10 protein-coding genes and 1 pseudogene are annotated in these 16,042 nt (G+C 70.8%); 6 read left to right on the top strand and 5 right to left on the bottom strand.

The features are described from left to right. Positions 1-9: 9 nt before the first annotated feature. Positions 10-1,272 (top strand): hypothetical protein, encoded by a 1,263-nt coding sequence (locus WMF28_RS24550; protein WP_437595728.1) that lies wholly within the window; start codon positions 10-12, stop codon positions 1,270-1,272. 17 nt (positions 1,273-1,289) lie between these two features. On the opposite strand, the pseudogene WMF28_RS24545 reads toward WMF28_RS24550, so the two are convergent. Then, positions 1,290-1,514, bottom strand: a pseudogene (locus WMF28_RS24545) (hypothetical protein); the annotation flags it as partial. A gap of 161 nt (positions 1,515-1,675) precedes the next feature. Between WMF28_RS24545 and WMF28_RS24540 the strand changes: the two are divergent. The 3 genes from WMF28_RS24540 (at position 1,676) to WMF28_RS24530 (ending at position 6,831) form a co-directional block, all read left to right on the top strand. Next, positions 1,676-1,810: a hypothetical protein gene (locus WMF28_RS24540; RefSeq protein WP_437595727.1), complete on the top strand. Its 135-nt coding sequence runs from the start codon at positions 1,676-1,678 to the stop codon at positions 1,808-1,810. Positions 1,811-2,472: 662 nt separating this feature from the next. Continuing rightward, a complete protein-coding gene (locus WMF28_RS24535; protein WP_437595726.1) occupies positions 2,473-3,129 on the top strand; it encodes a glutathione S-transferase family protein in 657 nt (218 codons plus the stop codon). A 441-nt stretch (positions 3,130-3,570) separates the two neighbouring features. Then, on the top strand, positions 3,571-6,831 hold the full coding sequence (locus WMF28_RS24530; protein ID WP_437595725.1) for a protein kinase domain-containing protein: 3,261 nt from the start codon (positions 3,571-3,573) through the stop codon (positions 6,829-6,831). 19 nt (positions 6,832-6,850) lie between these two features. Here the strand turns inward: WMF28_RS24530 and WMF28_RS24525 are convergent, their stop codons facing one another. Then, positions 6,851-8,719, bottom strand: coding sequence for a hypothetical protein (locus WMF28_RS24525; RefSeq protein WP_437595724.1), 1,869 nt, complete (start codon positions 8,717-8,719; stop codon positions 6,851-6,853). A 159-nt stretch (positions 8,720-8,878) separates the two neighbouring features. Here WMF28_RS24525 and WMF28_RS24520 point away from each other — a divergent pair, with 159 nt between their 5' ends. Both WMF28_RS24520 and WMF28_RS24515 read left to right on the top strand, forming a co-directional pair. Further along, complete coding sequence (locus WMF28_RS24520) at positions 8,879-10,264, top strand: sigma 54-interacting transcriptional regulator (RefSeq protein ID WP_437595723.1); 1,386 nt, start codon at positions 8,879-8,881, stop codon at positions 10,262-10,264. Between the two features lie 206 nt (positions 10,265-10,470). Then, on the top strand, positions 10,471-11,787 hold the full coding sequence (locus WMF28_RS24515) for an extracellular catalytic domain type 1 short-chain-length polyhydroxyalkanoate depolymerase (protein WP_437595722.1): 1,317 nt from the start codon (positions 10,471-10,473) through the stop codon (positions 11,785-11,787). Between the two features lie 123 nt (positions 11,788-11,910). Here WMF28_RS24515 and WMF28_RS24510 read toward each other — a convergent pair whose 3' ends face one another. The 3 genes from WMF28_RS24510 to WMF28_RS24500 all read right to left on the bottom strand — a co-directional run bounded on the left by WMF28_RS24510 (position 11,911) and on the right by WMF28_RS24500 (position 15,810). Continuing rightward, positions 11,911-12,486 (bottom strand): hypothetical protein, encoded by a 576-nt coding sequence (locus WMF28_RS24510; RefSeq protein WP_437595721.1) that lies wholly within the window; start codon positions 12,484-12,486, stop codon positions 11,911-11,913. A 641-nt stretch (positions 12,487-13,127) separates the two neighbouring features. Continuing rightward, positions 13,128-13,616, bottom strand: a complete 489-nt coding sequence (smpB, locus tag WMF28_RS24505; protein WP_437595720.1) for an SsrA-binding protein SmpB — start codon at positions 13,614-13,616, stop codon at positions 13,128-13,130. Between the two features lie 127 nt (positions 13,617-13,743). After that, positions 13,744-15,810: a toxin-antitoxin system YwqK family antitoxin gene (locus WMF28_RS24500; protein WP_437595719.1), complete on the bottom strand. Its 2,067-nt coding sequence runs from the start codon at positions 15,808-15,810 to the stop codon at positions 13,744-13,746. Between the last annotated feature and the right edge of the window lie 232 nt (positions 15,811-16,042).

Raw genomic sequence — 16,042 nt, 5'->3', positions numbered from 1 at the left:
GGACCCGTGATGGAGGCGACCACGCCCGAGAGGAGCCCGCTCGCCGAGGCGCTCGTTCGGCTCGACGAGGCGATGCGCCCGCTGCGGGGCAGCAGCCTCGATCCGGAGCGGCGCCGCGTGGCGGTCCGGCTCGCGGACCTGGCCCGCTGCGAGGACGGCGACCTGTCGGCCTTCGCCAGGCGGCACCTGCCGGGCCGCGCGGTGGACGAGCCGGCGCTGCGCGCCGCGCGCGAGATGCTCCTGGCGATCGGCCGCGTCCTCGGCCCGGAGGGCGAGAGCGCCGAGGCGCTGGGCGCGCTCCAGGGCGTGCATCGCGTGCTCGACGAGCGGCTGTCGGAGGCGAAGCGGGCCGCGGCGCGGCGCGAGGCGGAGGCAGCCGCAGCGGCAGCCGTTGACGCTGCCGCGACGGGCGCGCCGGCGCTGGTCGAGGCGTCGGGGCCGCTCTCTCGGCCGGGCGCGGGCTTGCCCTTCGTGGCCGCGCCGACGGCCGTGTCCGCGCCGATCGCCATGTTCGCGCCCGCGCCGATGGCCGTGTCCGCGCCCTTGGCCGCGCCCGCGCCGATGGCCGTGCCTGTGCCCGAGTCCGTGCCGGTGGCGGCGTCCGCTCCCCGGACGGAGCCGCCGTCTTCCCGAGCGGGGCCTCCCGTGTGGGACGAGGAGACCAGGCCCGCCAGCAAGACGCTCCCCGAGATGGGGAGGCTCGTCGACTCGGCGCTGCCCTTCATCCCGGTGGCTTCCGAGGAGCGCCCGCGGTCGGCCGTCGCGCGCTTTGACGCGGCCCTTCCTTTTCAGCCCGTCGCGGGCCACAACGGAGCACCGCCGCACGAGATCCCCCCGGCGGCGGCGCACCACGGCCCCGCGGCGCCGTCGCTCCCTCTCGAGCGCCCCCCGGTCGTGGCCGGCCCGAGCGCCTTTCCGGCCGCCGCGCCGAGCGCCCCGCCCTCGGCCATCCCGGGCGCTCAGCCGGCCCCCCTGCCGAGCGCCCCGCCTCCCTCCGCGCCGGCGCCTGCGAGCACCGGCGACCCGCTCAGCGCGCGCTCGACGCCCCCGCTCACGCTCACGCTCAACCAGTACGCCGGCCTCGTCGTCGCGTGCGAGCTGTACCCCGCCTACGTCGAGAGCACGCACGCGCGTTACGGCGTTCCCTCTCCAGCCGCGCGCGCCGCGCTCGACGCCTTCTGGGCAACCCGCCTCGCCGCCGATCCCGCGCTCGCCCAGCGCTGGCCGGAGCTCTGCGAGGCGGCGCGCAGGTACTTCCTGCAATCGCGCTGAACGCCGGCGTCGCCCGCGTCGCGCCCGCTCTCCTGGGAGGGGGTGAGCGAGCTATCGAGGCTCCGGATCGGGTTGGGCGGATAGGTGACCTGGAGGATGAGGTCGGTGAAGGCCTGCATCTCCGGGTCATCGAGCTCGGCGTGCCGCCCGAGCAGATCCATGAACGCGGGGTTGAACCTCTTGAACGCGGCCTCCTCGTCGAAGCCGCCCGACACCGGGCGTCGTCCCGTCCGCGCGCGCCAGGTCGCGGCCGCGGGGTGGCGGCGTCGCTATCGTCCGTGTCGCCGGCGCCAGGGACCCACGGGATCGATGTTGAACCGGTTGCAGGCCGTCGCCGAGGTGCCGATGGCCAGGCACAAGACCAGTCGAAGCGGAGTGTTAAAGTAAAGCAAGGTACCTCTTCATGGTCATGGTCGCGCGACGTTCGCCGCGCGATCGATTCATGAACATCTTAAAAAGCGCGCTGGCGCTCACGATGCAATGCGTGATGACGGGCGAGCTGAGCGTTTCATGCGATGGTGTCAATGCAATGCAATGACGACGCTGGATCTCGATGTTGGCCGCGGTCTCCCGCTATGGTGCGCGCACAGGCGATGTTGTCGTTTATCCGGAGAGGTCTCCGCATGAAGATGAGGTGTTGGAAATATCTGTCGAGTTGCGCTCCCTCGTTCCTGGTTCCGTGTGCAGCGGGCAGCGCCTTCCGCACGCCGAAATGGGACGAGCTGGCAAGGACGCCGGAAAAATACTCTCCTCTCCTGGCGTTCTTGGCGCCTTGGCGGGTTTTTTTTTTCTCCTGGGGCCGTTCCCAGGCAAGATCCCGGGCCAGCCTCTGTCGGACATGTCTCGTTCGCTCTGCGCCGCGAGCGACCTGAGCTCGATTCGTGAGTGAGTCTCGATAAGGCGCCGCTTTCTCACGACAGCGGATTGCATGGCGGTCATCGACCCACCAACGTGTGCAGCGTGGCTGTACGATGGGACGGCTGCCACGCTGCGCTCGGTTTCGGATAGCGCTTCAGCTTTCCGGCCTCGGGACGCCCTGCTCGAGCGGCGGGCTCTGCACCGATTTCGGCTACCCCGAGCTCGGGATCTGCCTCTGATCGGGCCTGTCCCGTGATGGGCGGGAGCAGCAGGGCCGGCCGATCGGCCGCGCCGGCCGCCCCGGTGACCGTCTGGCCCCCGGGCTGGCGCATGTGGTAGTCCGTGCGGGTGACCGAGCCCGCGCATGATCCTGGCCGTGTTCCCACGCTCGTCGGTCGCTCGAGCTCCCATTTCACGCGCGTCACGCGCATCTTCGCCGCCGAGCTCGGGGTCGCCTGCGCCTTCGAGGTCGTACCCGACCTGCGCTCGCTGGACACCGCGGACTACGCGGGCAATCCCGCGCTGCGCCTGCCGATCCTGCGGACGGGGGCGACCACGTGGCTCGGCTCGCTCAACATCTGCCGAGAGCTCGCGCGTCGGGCGCCGGTGCAGCGGCGCGTGGTCTGGCCCGAGCACCTCACCGAGGCGCTGACCGCGAACGCGCAGGAGCTCGTCGTGCAGGCCATGGCCACCGAGGTCACGCTGATCATGGGCCAGCTCGCGGGGACGCCGGAGGACGACGCGCAGCTCACGAAGCTGCAGAAGAGCCTGCTCAACATGCTGGCCTGGCTCGACGACAACCTCCAGGCGGCGCGCGCGGGGCTGTCCCAGGATCGCGATCTCAGCTACCTGGAGGTCTGCACGTTCTGTCTCGTCACGCACCTCGAGTTCCGGAAGATGCTGCCGACGAGCGGCTATCGCGCTTTGACGGCCTTCTGCGGCGAGTTCGGCCAGCGCGCCGCGGCCCAGGCGACCACGTACCGGTTCGACGCGCCGTGAGCCCGCCCGGCCGGAGCGCGGTGTCGCTCCGCGCCGGTGAGCCCTGACGCCAGCGCGGCCTGAGCGCGCCCGGGCGCTGAGCGCCGCTGCCCGCAGACGCCGTGGCGCCGTCTCGGCCGGCGGCAGGCGCCGGATCGCCCGCGTAGTCCGCGGTGTCCAGCGAGCGCGGGCAGGTGCTCCTCGACGGTCGCGGCGAGCAGCGCCTCGCGCGTCGGGCTGTGCCGTTTACGGATCGCGATAGATCGATGGGTACGCCGGACCATCCGACTCGTCGTGCCCTGCTGGCAGCCGTCGGGGCCGCCGCCTGCGCGTAGCCGCGAGAGTCGCTGAGGCGCAGTCATCCTGTGAGGCCTGCGGACGGTGAACGGAGGGGACATCGCGGCGTGAAAACGTGGACCGTGGCTGGAGCGCCAAGGTATATCCTTCTCCACGAGGGCTCGCGTGGTATCCATCGAGGTGGTCGAGGGGACAATCTTCGCCGGCCGTTATCGGCTGGTTCGCCGCCTCGCCGCCGGCGCCATGGGCGCGGTGTACGAGGCGCGTCACCTCGGGACCGATCGCCGGTGGGCGCTCAAGGTGATGCTCTCCCATATCATCGAGCGCCCCGAGCTCCGCAGGCGGTTCGAGATCGAGGCGCGGGTGACCGCGCACATCGAGAGTCCGTTCATCGTGGAGGTCTTCGACGCCGGGGTCGACGACGCCACCGGGGTGCCGTTCCTCGTCATGGAGCTGCTCCGCGGTGAGGAGCTCGGCCGATGTCTGCGGCGCGTGGGGCGGTTCTCGCCCGAGGAGACGCTCGCGTGCCTGCACCAGATGGCGCTCGCGCTCGACAAGACGCACCGGGCGGGGATCGTCCATCGCGACCTCAAGCCGGCAAACGTCTTTCTCAGCGTGCGCGCGGACGGCGAGCGGCGCATCAAGATCCTCGATTTCGGCGTGGCAAAAATCATCGCCGAGAGCACCGCCGGCGGAGGCGCGACCCAGACCGTGGGGACGCCGCTCTACATGGCGCCCGAGCAGTTCCGGGGCCGGCGCGTCTCGGCGGCGACGGACATCTACGCGCTCGGGATGATGGCCTATACGTTCCTCGTCGGCGAGGCGTACTGGGTCGATGAAAAAAAGGAAGAAGACAACCTCGTCGCCTTCGCGCTCAGCGCGGCGTACGGCCCGGTGGAGCCGGCGAGCGCACGCGCGGCCATGAAAGGCGTCTTCCTGCCCGGCGGCTTCGATGCATGGTTCGCGCAGGCGACCGCCGTCGATCCGGACCGGCGATTCGCCACGGCGACCGCGGCGGTGCGCGCGCTCGGCGACGCGCTCGGGATCGCCGACGTGGCTCCCCTCGACCTGCCTCGTCCGGCCCCCGGCAGCGTGGAGGGATCCGTTGCGGAGACGGTGGCGGCCGCGGAAGGGGGCGGCGTCCACGAGGAGGGCGGGGCGCGACCCGGAGCCACGGGGACCGCGTCGGAAGAGACCGAGTCGGCGTTCCCCGAGGGCTCGACGACGACACGTTCGGTGTCGGAGATCGAGTCTTCAGCTCCCGTCGGCGCGGGAGGAGAGGCGGCGCCTGAAGACCCGGTGCCATCGCTGCGCGCGTCGTCGCCGCCCGGTCGACCTCGAAGGGCGGGAATCGGGCTGCTGGCTCTGGCGGGCGGTGCGCTCGTCGCGGTCGCCGGCGCATCGGTCCTCTATCGGCAGATGTCCGCACGAGCCGTGCCTCCTTCCGCCTCGGCCGTGCCCGCTCCCGTCTCGCCCCTGCATTCGCCGTCTTCGGTGCTGGCGTGCCCGCCCTTCGATGCGTCGGGCGTCGACGCGCCTGCGGGGTGGTTGGGCGCTGCAGCGGCGTCCCTCTTCTGCGAACGAGCGCGCTTCGCGCTGGGGGGGGCCTCCGGGCGGACGCTCATCCCCGCCGAGCTCCTGGCGCTCCCGGCGCAGCCCGTGGACCGGTTCCCCGAGGATCCCTACGCCGCGCCCGGAGCACGCGCCAGAGCGGTCGAGGAAGCGCACAGGCGAGCGGCCGCCTACGTCGACGGCGAGGTCGTCCGGGAGGGCTCCGGCTTCCGGATCACGGTCACCCTCCGCGGCCCCGACGGGGCCGAGATCGACCGCTCCGTGGGCGCCGGGCGTGCCCTCTACGAAGCCGTGCGGGACGCGATGAATCCTCTCGCCGAGCGGGGAGCGCTCCCGGTGGCGCCTTCTCTCGATCCCACCATGGCGGAGTTCTCGCGCGCGCGCGACATCGGCGGCGCCCTCGTGCTGTTCGACCTCGCCGCGGCCATGAGCAACAACGCGGGTGGGCTCCCGGACGAGTGCTCCCGCGTCGCGGCGAGGAGCGCCGATCTCGCGGAGCTGGGGCGCGCCGAGGGCCGCCATTGCGCCTACACGCTCGGCCTTCCGCTGCCGGAGGTGGAGCTGCCTCCGCGCGGCGAGCCTGCCTCCTCGGGCGAGCTCGCCGCGCGTGGCCGCGTCGAGCACGTCGCCCTGCGCAAGGACGATCCGGCCACGATCGCCGAGCTCGAGGGCCGCTTCGCGCGCGAGGCCACGCCGCTCGGGCGCTCGACGCTCGCCACGACCCTCTCGTGCCTCCTTCAGTCGCCCGACCCGAAGCGGGCCGCGGAGATGGCCCTGCTCGCGGTCCAGGCGGAGCCGAGGAACCCGATCGGTGAGGGCTGCGCGCCCTGGCTCCAGCTCCTCTCGGTGACGTATGGCACCACGAGCGCAGGGGCGACGCTGCGCGCGATGCAGGCCTGGGTGCCCTGGAACAGCTATGGCTGGCTGTTTCAGGCGAAGCGCCCGGGCGACAGGGCCATTGCGCTCGCGGCTGCCCGGCGCGCCTATGTCCTCTCGCCGCTCGACACGTCCGTGGCCGGCACCCTCGCGGACAAGCTGCTCGCCTCCGGCGCGCACGAGGAGGCGCGGGGCATCGCGGTCGCGCTCGCGACGGGGGGGTATCCCGTCCACCGCGTGGCGAGCGACCTGCTCCTCGTGCGGTTCGAGGCGAGCGAGGCGCGATTCGGCGCCGCGCTCGAGCGTGCCAGACGCGCCATGGTCGTCGCGGCGGACGACGCCGGATGGCTGCGCGTGCAGCGCCTCGAGATTGCCTGGCGCGCGCTGCAGATCGCGCTCGTCCTCGGCCGCGCGCAGGAGATCGCCGATCTCCTCGTGGAGCGATTCCTCGATCCCGAGCCTCCGCCGCTCGACGGCGCATACCTCGACGTCCCGCTCCGGCTCCCTGCAATCTGCGCGCACGCCTCGCCCGCGGTATCCCGCCGCTGCTTCACCCGATTCCGGGAGCTCCGACAGCGCCTGTCGTACAGCGCCCTCCCGGACGCGGACGCCTTCACCGAGGGCGCCGAGCGCTATGCGAAGCGAGATTTTGCGGGCGCGGCGCGAGCGTTCCGGCCTCTGCTCAGGACGCCGGGGCCGTTCGTCGAGGTGCTCGCCGAGCCGATGGTGGAGACGTTCGAGCGCACGGGGGAGAGCGAGCTCGTCGCGCGGCTGGAGGCGGCGCTCGCCGATCGCTCCTCGGAGCTCAACGGGGCGAGCCTCGCGGTGGTGCGCGCCGCGCGCCGCGCGGCGCGGCGGGGGGAAGGCGACCGGGCGCGGGAGCTCGCGCAGCAGGTGCTGGACGCGTGGTCGGTGGCGGATGAGACGGTGCCCGCGGTGGCGGAGATGCGGCGGCTTGTCGAGGCGCCGGCGCGGTGAGCGGAGCTTTGCTCGTGGCTCAGTCGCAGGCTTGGCCGCCCACGGTCTGGACTTCCCTGACGCAGACGCTGTCCCAGGCGGTGGTGCAGCAGAAGGGATCCACGCTGCAGATGCTCATCGCGAGCGAGCTACAGTCGCCGAAGAGCGCTGCGCCGGTCGTGCATTCGTCGTGGGAACACTCGGTGAGCGCGCACTCGCGCTGAAATTCGTCAACGCAAATGCTGTCCCAGGCGATGCTGCAGCAGTAGGGATCCGTCTTGCAGATCCTGGCCACGCAACCGGGCGAGGAGAGGGACGGCACGTCGCAGCCGGGGGTGAGCTCATCGCCCGCGGTGGAGAGCGTGTGGCCGCAGGTGCCTTCGACGCACTGCGCGCTCTTCGCCACGGTCTTTACCTCGGTGACGCAAATGCTGTCCCAGGCGGCGTTGCAGCAGTAGGCATCCGCGGCGCAGATGCTCGTCACGACGGGGCTGCATCCATCGTCGAGTGCGGCCCCCGTGGTGCATTCGCTGTGGATACACTTGTTCGCCAGCAAGCAGCCCTTGATGTCGCTGGAGAGGGCGCAAGGGTCGCTGAGAAAGACGGTGATCCCGTGCTGCCACGGACGACGGACACGTTGCTCCCCTTCGCAGTCGAGGTACGCCGAGCTGGGGGCCTTGCTTTCACCGAAGCAGAGCTGCGTGTAAGCAGGCGCCGTGCGCTCGTCGCTGCTTGGCGCGGCTCGACAAGGCAAGGGCTCCTGCAGGAGACAATCCTCGTCACTGGGGCCTCCGCAGAGTCGGTCGGCGAGGTGTGCCTTCCCGGCGCTCCAGATGTCGCTGTAGCATGCGTATCTATTCTTCGGCCCATTGAAGATGTCGCCGAAGAACGAGCCCTCGCGATACGTGAAGACGTCCTCCTCCCTGGCGGGATATTTGGCAGGGGTGCCGGGAGAGGGGACCACGTCGAGCTCCGGCGGCAACTGCTCCTTGGGGTCCGGCGACGCGAGCATGACGCTGAACAGGTCGCCAGGCGGGCAAGGGAACGAGATCTCCTCTTCCTCGGCGAAGTCTGCCACGAAGCCCGCATAACCAGGCAGATCCCGGGAGCTCGCGACGTCCGGTTGATCATGATTGCAACCGTGAATGCCTCTGCACACGCGCACCATGGGCTGAACCACGGACCAGCGCTCGCGCTGCAATGTCACCGAGGCCTTGGGCTCGCACCTGCCCACGTAGGCCGCCTGCCAGCCGCAGTCGCGCCTGTTCTCGCCTTCGGTGTGGTAGGGCGTGCATGCCTCGAAGCTCGCGATCGGCGCCCGGTCGCGGAGCTCGCGCTCCACCCGAACCTTGTCCCGGAGCACGAAGAGGCTCGCATCCTGGCCGCGGATCGAGATGGGGACCTGCCTATCCAGGGCGTTCAGCCGCGCAAGGACACAGCTCGAGACCACCTCGAGGCACTCTTTCGTGGGTAGATCCCCCCAGCTACCCAGCGGGGACTCCTTGCCGCAAAGGCCGAGCTTGCCCCGCCAGATGAATGTCTCGGCGTGGATCGTGGCCTTCACTTGCTCATCGGGACCGAGCGCGCACGACACGATCACCTCCATGAGCTCGTTCGCGTTGCCAGCGGCTGCGTCGATGAATCGCTCGGCCATGTGAGGGTTCGCCGACAGGATCGCGTCGAGCCCCTGGGTATCGAGCTTGTGGTATCTCAGCGCCTCCAGCAGCGAGGCGTTCCGGGGGAGCGCTCTGGGGTCGAGCCCATTCTGTGGCATCTCGAAAGCCGGGCCCCTCAGGGCCTGCCGCGTCGAGGCGGTAACTTCGTCTTCCATCATGTTTCCGGCCGTACACCCCATGGTGACGAAGGCGGGCACGAGGGCGAGCGCGGCAAGGGTGCGTCGAAAGCTCATGCCCAGCACCCTTACAAGACCCATGCCCGCCCCCGTCGAACGCCCCTCCGGGCTCTCGGTCTGCGAGGCGCAGGTTGCAGGGTTGCACCCCCTGTTGCGTCCAGTGCCCGGCTGCGCCTCGGCGACGCCCGTCCGGAGATGGTGTATGCAGAAAATGCGATGATCGACGGTCCGGAGAACAGAACGCTCTCCTCCACCGAGGAGCCCAAGGAGATCGGCGACGTCCATCACCGCCCCCACCTGTTCCTCGTCCTCGAGGCGCACCGCCCGCTCGCCCCTCCCATGCGGTTCTCGCTCGCGAAGCTCGACGAGCTCATCCTTGGCCGCGGGGCCGCCCGCGAGGTCGAGGCGGTGGTCGGCGCTCGCCGGCTCACGGTTCGCACCGACGATCGCCACATGTCCTCGACCCACGCGCGCCTCGGCAAGCTGCTCCAGCGCTGGGTCCTCGACGACCTCGGATCCAAGAACGGCACGCTGATCGACGGTGTTCGAACGACTCGAGCCGAGCTCGAGGACGGCGATCGGATCGAGCTCGGGCAGAGTTTTTTCATCTACCGGGAAGCCATTGCCTGCGATCCGAACGATCCTCCCGTGCTCGACTGGGCTGCCTTGCGTCCGGAGGCCCCGGGCCTCGCGACCGTGCTCCCTCAGCTCCATCGCATGTTCGCGAGGCTCATCCCCATCGCGCGCTCGACGGTCTCGGTGATCCTCGAAGGCGAGACCGGCACCGGCAAGGAGGTGATGGCGCGCGCCCTCCACGCGCTCTCGCGGCGGACCGGCGATTTCGTTGCCGTCAATTGCGGCGCGCTCCCGAAAGATCTCGTGGAGGCCGAGCTCTTTGGCCACAAGAGGGGAGCTTTCTCGGGCTCGACGGAGGATCGCCTCGGCCTCGTCCGCAGCGCCGACCGGGGTACGCTGTTCCTCGACGAGATCGGCGATCTGCCGGCGCCGGCGCAGGCGGCCTTGCTCCGGACCCTGCAGGAGCGCGAGGTCCGCCCGATCGGCGGCACACGCTCGGTCGCGGTCGATCTCCGGGTGATCGCGGCGACCCACCGATCCCTCGAGCGGATGGTCGAAGACGGCGCGTTTCGTGGCGATCTCTGGAACCGCCTCGCCGGCCACAAGGTCGAGCTTCCCCCGCTCCGCGCGCGCCGCGAGGACCTCGGCCTGCTCATCGGCGCGCTCCTCGCCCGCCTCCCGCCGGAGCGCGCCGCGCGGGTCCGGATCCACCCGCGCGCGGCGAGGGCGATGCTCCGTCATGATTGGCCGGGGAACGTGCGAGAGCTGGAGAAGTGCCTCGAGACAGCGGTCGTGCTCGCGGGGGAGGAGGGGCAGGTGGGGCTGGAGCATCTTTCCCCTGCGGTGCAACGCGCGCTGGAAGGGGGGGACGCAGGGGATGCCGCGCGGCGGGAGGAGCTCGTCCGGTTGCTCGGCGTGCACAGAGGGAATATCTCCGCCGTGGCGAGCGAGATGGGCAAGGCGCGGATGCAGATCCAGCGCTGGCTGAAGCGGTATGGGATCGACGCGGAGCGGTTCCGGAGATAGCCACGCTCCTGGCCGGCGGAGCGCCGCGCGGCCGCGGGCTCACGGCCGTCTGCAACGCGGTGACGTTCTGCGGCGCGGGAGCGCTTGGTTCAATTTTTCCGGAATGGAAGAACTCGAAGCGGCTTGCGCCGAAGTTCTTGTGTCGATTAGGATCAACGTGCCAAGCGCGCCATCGTCGGCGACGCCAGCTCAAGAGGTGTTCGGACATGCGTCGATTTCAGAATCACGTTCTCGTGCTCGCGTCGATCTCTCTGGGGCTGCTCGCGGCCGAGCCAGCGCACGCGGCGTCCGTGGTGCCGGTGAACCGGGCAACGTGGGGAGCGAGCGGCGTACCGGACTACGTCAACATGCACATCTACGTCCCGGACCAGCTGGCGGAGAATCCACCCATCGTGGTGGCCTGCCACTCTTGTAGCACGCCGGTGAGCGGGTTCTTCAGCAACATCTCGGGGATCCGCGCGGGGGCCGACAAGAACGGCTTCATCATCATCCTTCCGGAGGCCACGGGCCGCAACTGCTGGGATGTGGGCACGATGAAATCCCTGACCCACGACGGTGGCGGCGACACGCAGGCCGTCGCTCAGATGGTGAAGTACACGCTCGAGAAGTACGACGGCGACCCGGAGCGCGTCTACGTGATGGGTGGCTCATCCGGAGCGATGATGACGCAAGCCATGCTGGCGGTGTACCCGGACATCTTCAGGGCTGGCGCGGCGAGGGCGGGGGTGCCAGCTGGGTGCTGGGCGGACGGCTTCGACCCGAGCAACCAGTGGAGCGGCAACTGCGCGGGGGGCAGAACGAGCAAGACGGCCCAGCAATGGGGAGACCAGGTTCGTGCCATGTATCCTGGCTATACGGGACATCGACCGCGCCTTCAGATCTTCCACGGCACGGCAGACGCGACGATCAACTACAACAACCAGGGCGAGGCGATCAAGGAATGGACGAACGTCCTGGAGCTGAGCGAGACCCCGACCTCGACCGACAGCACGACCACCGCGAACGGGACCACCTATGAGCGCAAGTTCTGGAGCAACGAGTGTGGTACCACGGTGTTCGAGGCCTGGTCAGGGAAAGACGGCGCGCATTCCATGGCGTACGAGCACGACGCCATCCTCGCGTTCTTCGGTCTCGACGAGGCCGGTGGTGTCGATCCAGAGACCGACTGTTCGGGCTCTGGCGGCAGCGGTGGCGCGGGCGGCGCGGGCGGCTCGGGCGGCGCGGGCGGCTCGGGCGGCGGCGCCGGGGGGGCTCAGAACGCCGGCGGCGCCGGACCCGCAGCGGGGAGCGGTGGCTCCGCGGGTGACGGCGGGAGCGCCGGGGTCGGCGCCGCGGGCGGCAGCGCCCCAGGCGGCACCGCCGGCGGCGCCGACCCCGGCGCGGACCCAGCTCCCGCATCTGAATCCGGCGGATGCGCCTGTGTCGTCGGCCATGCGAAGCCGAGGAGCTCCTACGCCGCGGCCGTCGCCGTGGGCCTTGCGCTGTTGACGTTCCGTCGCCGGCATCGAAGCGCCAGGAGCTGACACGCCGTCTCGTCGGGGAGATCGGGTGGCAACCCACCTCCGTGAACGGGCAGGATGCGTGAGGAAGGGCAGCGTTCACCTGCGCATGGGAGCGCGTTCACGTGCGCGGGTGACGTGCGTGGTTCAATTGCACACCAGATGGTAGTCGGGGCAGCAGTCCCCGTACACGGTGCAAGAGTTGTCGCAGAAGCACACCGGGGCTGCACCGTTCGGCTGAGGGCCGGCTCCGCCGCAATAATTCCGGAGCCTGTCGCCGCAGGTGTAGAGGTTGCTGCGCGCCTCGAAGCTCGTGGCCATGCACTCTCCGCCGCCCCAGAACGCGTTCGTGTGCACATGGAGCTTCGCGCGGCAATCGGTCGGATTGCCCGGGTTGACCCAGCCGGCGAACTCGCAGGCTCCGTTCCCGTTCCAGCTCACGTCGACCCTCACCCTCTCGTACCCCGGGGAGCACATCCCGCCGAACTCCGGGTAATGGTCCTCTTCCACGATGTTCCCGCCGTAATGACGGCTGAAGCTCGCATGCCGCCGCGGCGCGCCGACGGCGAGCGCCTCGGCGTCGCTCGCGACGGCCTCCTCGTCGCCGGCGCCGGCGAGCTCCTCGCGATCCTCGTCAAGGTCGCCCGTGTCTCCCGCGTCGACGGCGCACCCGAACCCGAACAGCGAAGCCACAACGACCGCACACATATTACGGATCAACATAGTTTGCTCCTCGTAGAGAAGAAAAAGAGTTTGATGGTCAGCGCGACGGCATCGAGCGCTCTTCAGCGCCCCTGTTCATCGTGTCGTCGCGACGCAAAGCCGTTTCGCAAGGGCCGTGCCAGGCGAGAGATCGGCTGTTTCCCCGCGGTGCGCCGAGCGCGCTGCGAGAGCGCAGGGGCGCAGGGGCGGCCGCCTCCCGTCGCCTTCGGCGGGCGCGACGCCGCAGGGATACCGGGACGCGCCGCTCGCCCCTGGCCTCGTCCGGCGCACTGTCTCGTGGCCGCCCTGCTCGTGGAGGTCCCACGCCGACGGGCCGGCCTGAGTGCAACCGGGTGCAACCGGGTGCAACACCGCCGTTCCCCGCGCACCTCGCGGTCGGCGCCTGTCGCAGGCGGCCCTCGCGCGGTCGTGGGCAGCTTCGAGCGCCACGTCGCCGCGGTGGCGCACGCCGCCCCGTCAGGACGACGGGGCGCGCGCTGGCCTGCGCGTGTGCTTCAGCGCAACCAGCTGCAACCAGCCGCAACCAGCCGCGACCCGATCCAGGTCGGGGTCGCGGCCCAGGTCGGGGCGGCGTCCATCACACGCCAGAAGCAGGAGGCCGCCGCCCGCGACCGCCGCTCGACCGCGGCGCGGACCCTGCGTCACGCGCGTCCGTACCGTCGTTGTCCGTGCACCACCATGGCTCGCGTCTCGCGCTCGGCATCTTGCGTCTTGATGGCCTCGCGCTTGTCGTAGATCTTCTTCCCCCTCGCCAGCGCGATCTCGACCTTGGCCAGACCGCTCTTGAAGTAGAGCCGGGTAGCGACAGCGGTCATCCCCTCGCGGGCGATCGAATGGTCGATGCGCTCGATCTCGCGCCGATGGAGGAGGAGCTTGCGCGCGCCCTTCGGCAAGTGGCCGAAGGCGGCGCTGGCCATCGCGGCGATGCTCACACCTTGCAAGAACACCTCGCCCCGAGAGACCGTGCAGAACGAGTCGGTCAAGTCGGCCTTGCCGGCGCGAAGCATCTTCACCTCGCTCCCCTTGAGGACGATCCCCGCCTCGAACCGGTCGCCGAGGTCGTAATCGAAGCCCGCGCGCTTGTTGCGCGCGATGAGCGTCTCGCCCGGCCTGGCCTTCTCCTTCGGCACGAGGGGGATCGTAGCACGACGCGCCCGCGCCCCTCGCCGCGCTCGCCGAACGTCGCGCTGGTGGCATGCACGTCCACTCCGATCGTTCTCTTCACCGGCGCGCTCCGCTCTGCCGCCCTGAATCGGCTCAGACGGCGCGGATGTCGCTCTGGAACGGGGAGATGTTCGCCGGAAACAGGAGCCACACGAAGAGGCAGCGCATCTCGAAGTATTCGTCGGCCGCGATCACCGCGAGCGTGGGGTCGAGCCGGTCGATGGCGTGCCCTTCCCAGACGAAGCCCGGCACGCCGCGCGCCCGGCTGACGAGCCCGCCGGTCTGCAGCTGATCGCGCGCGCGGAAGCAACGGGTGAGCGACATGTTGACCGCCGCCGTGAAGTCGGGCCGGGGCGCGATGCGCTCCGGCAACGCGACGCGGTCGAGGCCGGCCGACCAGCAAAGCCAGCAGAGGGCGGCCCACTCGGCTCGGGCCCTTCGCATCAGGAGAGAGACCGGCAGCGCTCCTGGGTCGAGCGTCTCGTCCACGGTGAGCTCGACGGTCTCCACGCCGTTCTCGGTCTCCTCGGTCAAGGTCGCCGCCGTCCGCGCGAGCTCGACCGGCCCGCCCGGCAGCACGTGCGACAGGTCGGGCGGGAGCCACGGACAGGGCTCCGTCCCCGGCAGGCTGCGCTGCACGGCCTCGCGCAGGCGCAGCAAGCGGGTGGCGTAGAGCTGGATCTTCTGCCGAACCTGCTCGAGCGGCTGGTCGAGCTCGACCGTGGCCGATGCGTCGGCCGGCAACGGATCGATGACCTGGCGCGCCGGCCAGAAAGCAAACTCCGGGAACAGCAGCCGCACGAAGGTCCTGAGGTGCTCGGCCATGGCGGGGGCCTCGGGCTCGACGCAGGCGGCATCCTCGAGCACCCCGCGCGTGTCGCCGACCTGGAGCCGCAGGAGCGCGCGCGTGATGCAGGTCGAGCGGCGCTCGGGCTCGAGCAGCAGCGCCGCCTCGACGAGCGCGAGCGCGACGCGCCGCGAGCACGGCAAGGCGGCGGCGAGCGTGCGGTAGGCAGCGCTCGGCTCGGCGCCGAGGAGCAGCTCGTCCAGGGCGCCGAGCGCGGTCGCTTCGGGCGTCTCGAGCAGCGCTCGCCCGCGTCGCTCCGCGACCTCGGGTCTTGGCCGCAGCGTCGCGGCGCGCAGGAACGCGGCGAGCCTCTCGCGCTCGCCCCCGCGGACCGCCGCGCGGGCTGCGGCGCAGCAGGCTTCGCGCGCGCGGCCGCCCTGCAAGAGCTCTCGCGCGAGGGCCCAGGCGCGCTCGGCGTCCCACGCCGCGAGGTCTTCGGCGAGCGCGGGCGACGCGACGAGGCTGGCCTCGTCGAGGGCCGCGCCGAGCTCGCGTAGGACGACCGGCGCCCCGCCCGCGTCGAGCCCCGTGAACGCCCCGACGGGGTGACCGTGCGCGTACTGACCGCGCTCCTCGCGCACGCGCGGATCGAGGTAAGGGCTCGTGTCCGGATCGGGAAACCAGCGGACGGACGGGCCGTGGAAGCGCCCCTCGGGATCGAGGTGCCGCTCCTCGGAAGGGCGGCCCAGCGCGCCGTACCGGCGCTCGCGATAGCGCGCTCCTGCGCGAATTTCGATCTCCTGAGAGGGCTCGCCCTCAGGCGTGAAATAGCGATGGAGGAGCGCGGCCGACGCTTCGTCCTCCTCGCGGACCAGCCAGCGTTGCGAGTCCTGATCGTAGTCCGCCTCCTCGGCGACGCCGGCGGGTCTGTCGGGCCAGCGGGAGCCGTCCGCGGAGATCGGGTACCCGGCGCGATCGTGAAAGACCTGGCGCACGAGGCGCCCCTGCCGATAGTGCGTTCGCAGCTCCCACGCGCCGGGCGGCACACAGCACGGCCGCAGCTTGAGCTCGCTCGGGGCGTCGCTGCCGTACACCACGACCTCGCCGTCGAGCTGGCCGTCCCGGTAGCGCCCGCGCTGCGCGGGTTGACCGTTCGGGTGGAACATCGCGAACGGCCCGTCCTTCACCCCGCCCGCATAGCAGCAGCGCGAGAGCAACGAGCCGTCGCTCGCGCGGTACACGCGGCGCTCGCCGGAAGGGAGGCCGTCGGCGTCGGTCTCCACGAGCTCGAACGTCCCGTGCTCGGGGTCGTACCTGGCTGCAGGCGGGACCGACGGAGGTCGCTCCGCGCCGTTGTGTGTCGTCGAGTCCACGCATCGCAGCCTATCGGGTTTCGCGCCGACAAGGCGGTTGTTCATGCTGGTTGCAAAGATCCATGAAGCGCAGCTTCGGGGCGAGCACCCGGGCGAGCCGCGCGGGCGGCGGCCGTCGCAGGGCGCCTCCTGCCTGACAGGGCATCTGCGAGATCGCACAAGGACACGCCGGACGTCCCCTCGTCGACGTACGCACCGGCGTTTCGTATCGAGGCGCTGTCGTGGCTTATCG

The sequence above is a fragment of the Sorangium sp. So ce590 genome, from assembly GCF_051521365.1.
Lineage (GTDB): Bacteria > Myxococcota_A > Polyangia > Polyangiales > Polyangiaceae > Sorangium.
This window is presented reverse-complemented; position numbering and strand designations above follow the sequence as displayed.

Coding starts and splice junctions, on each gene's coding strand:
- WMF28_RS24550 (WP_437595728.1), top strand. CDS start 10: ATGGAGGCGACCACGCCCGAGAGGAGCCCGCTCGCCGAGGCGCTCGTT.
- WMF28_RS24540 (WP_437595727.1), top strand. CDS start 1,676: ATGGTCATGGTCGCGCGACGTTCGCCGCGCGATCGATTCATGAACATC.
- WMF28_RS24525 (WP_437595724.1), bottom strand. CDS start 8,719: ATGAGCTTTCGACGCACCCTTGCCGCGCTCGCCCTCGTGCCCGCCTTC.
- WMF28_RS24520 (WP_437595723.1), top strand. CDS start 8,879: ATGATCGACGGTCCGGAGAACAGAACGCTCTCCTCCACCGAGGAGCCC.
- WMF28_RS24515 (WP_437595722.1), top strand. CDS start 10,471: ATGCGTCGATTTCAGAATCACGTTCTCGTGCTCGCGTCGATCTCTCTG.
- WMF28_RS24510 (WP_437595721.1), bottom strand. CDS start 12,486: ATGTTGATCCGTAATATGTGTGCGGTCGTTGTGGCTTCGCTGTTCGGG.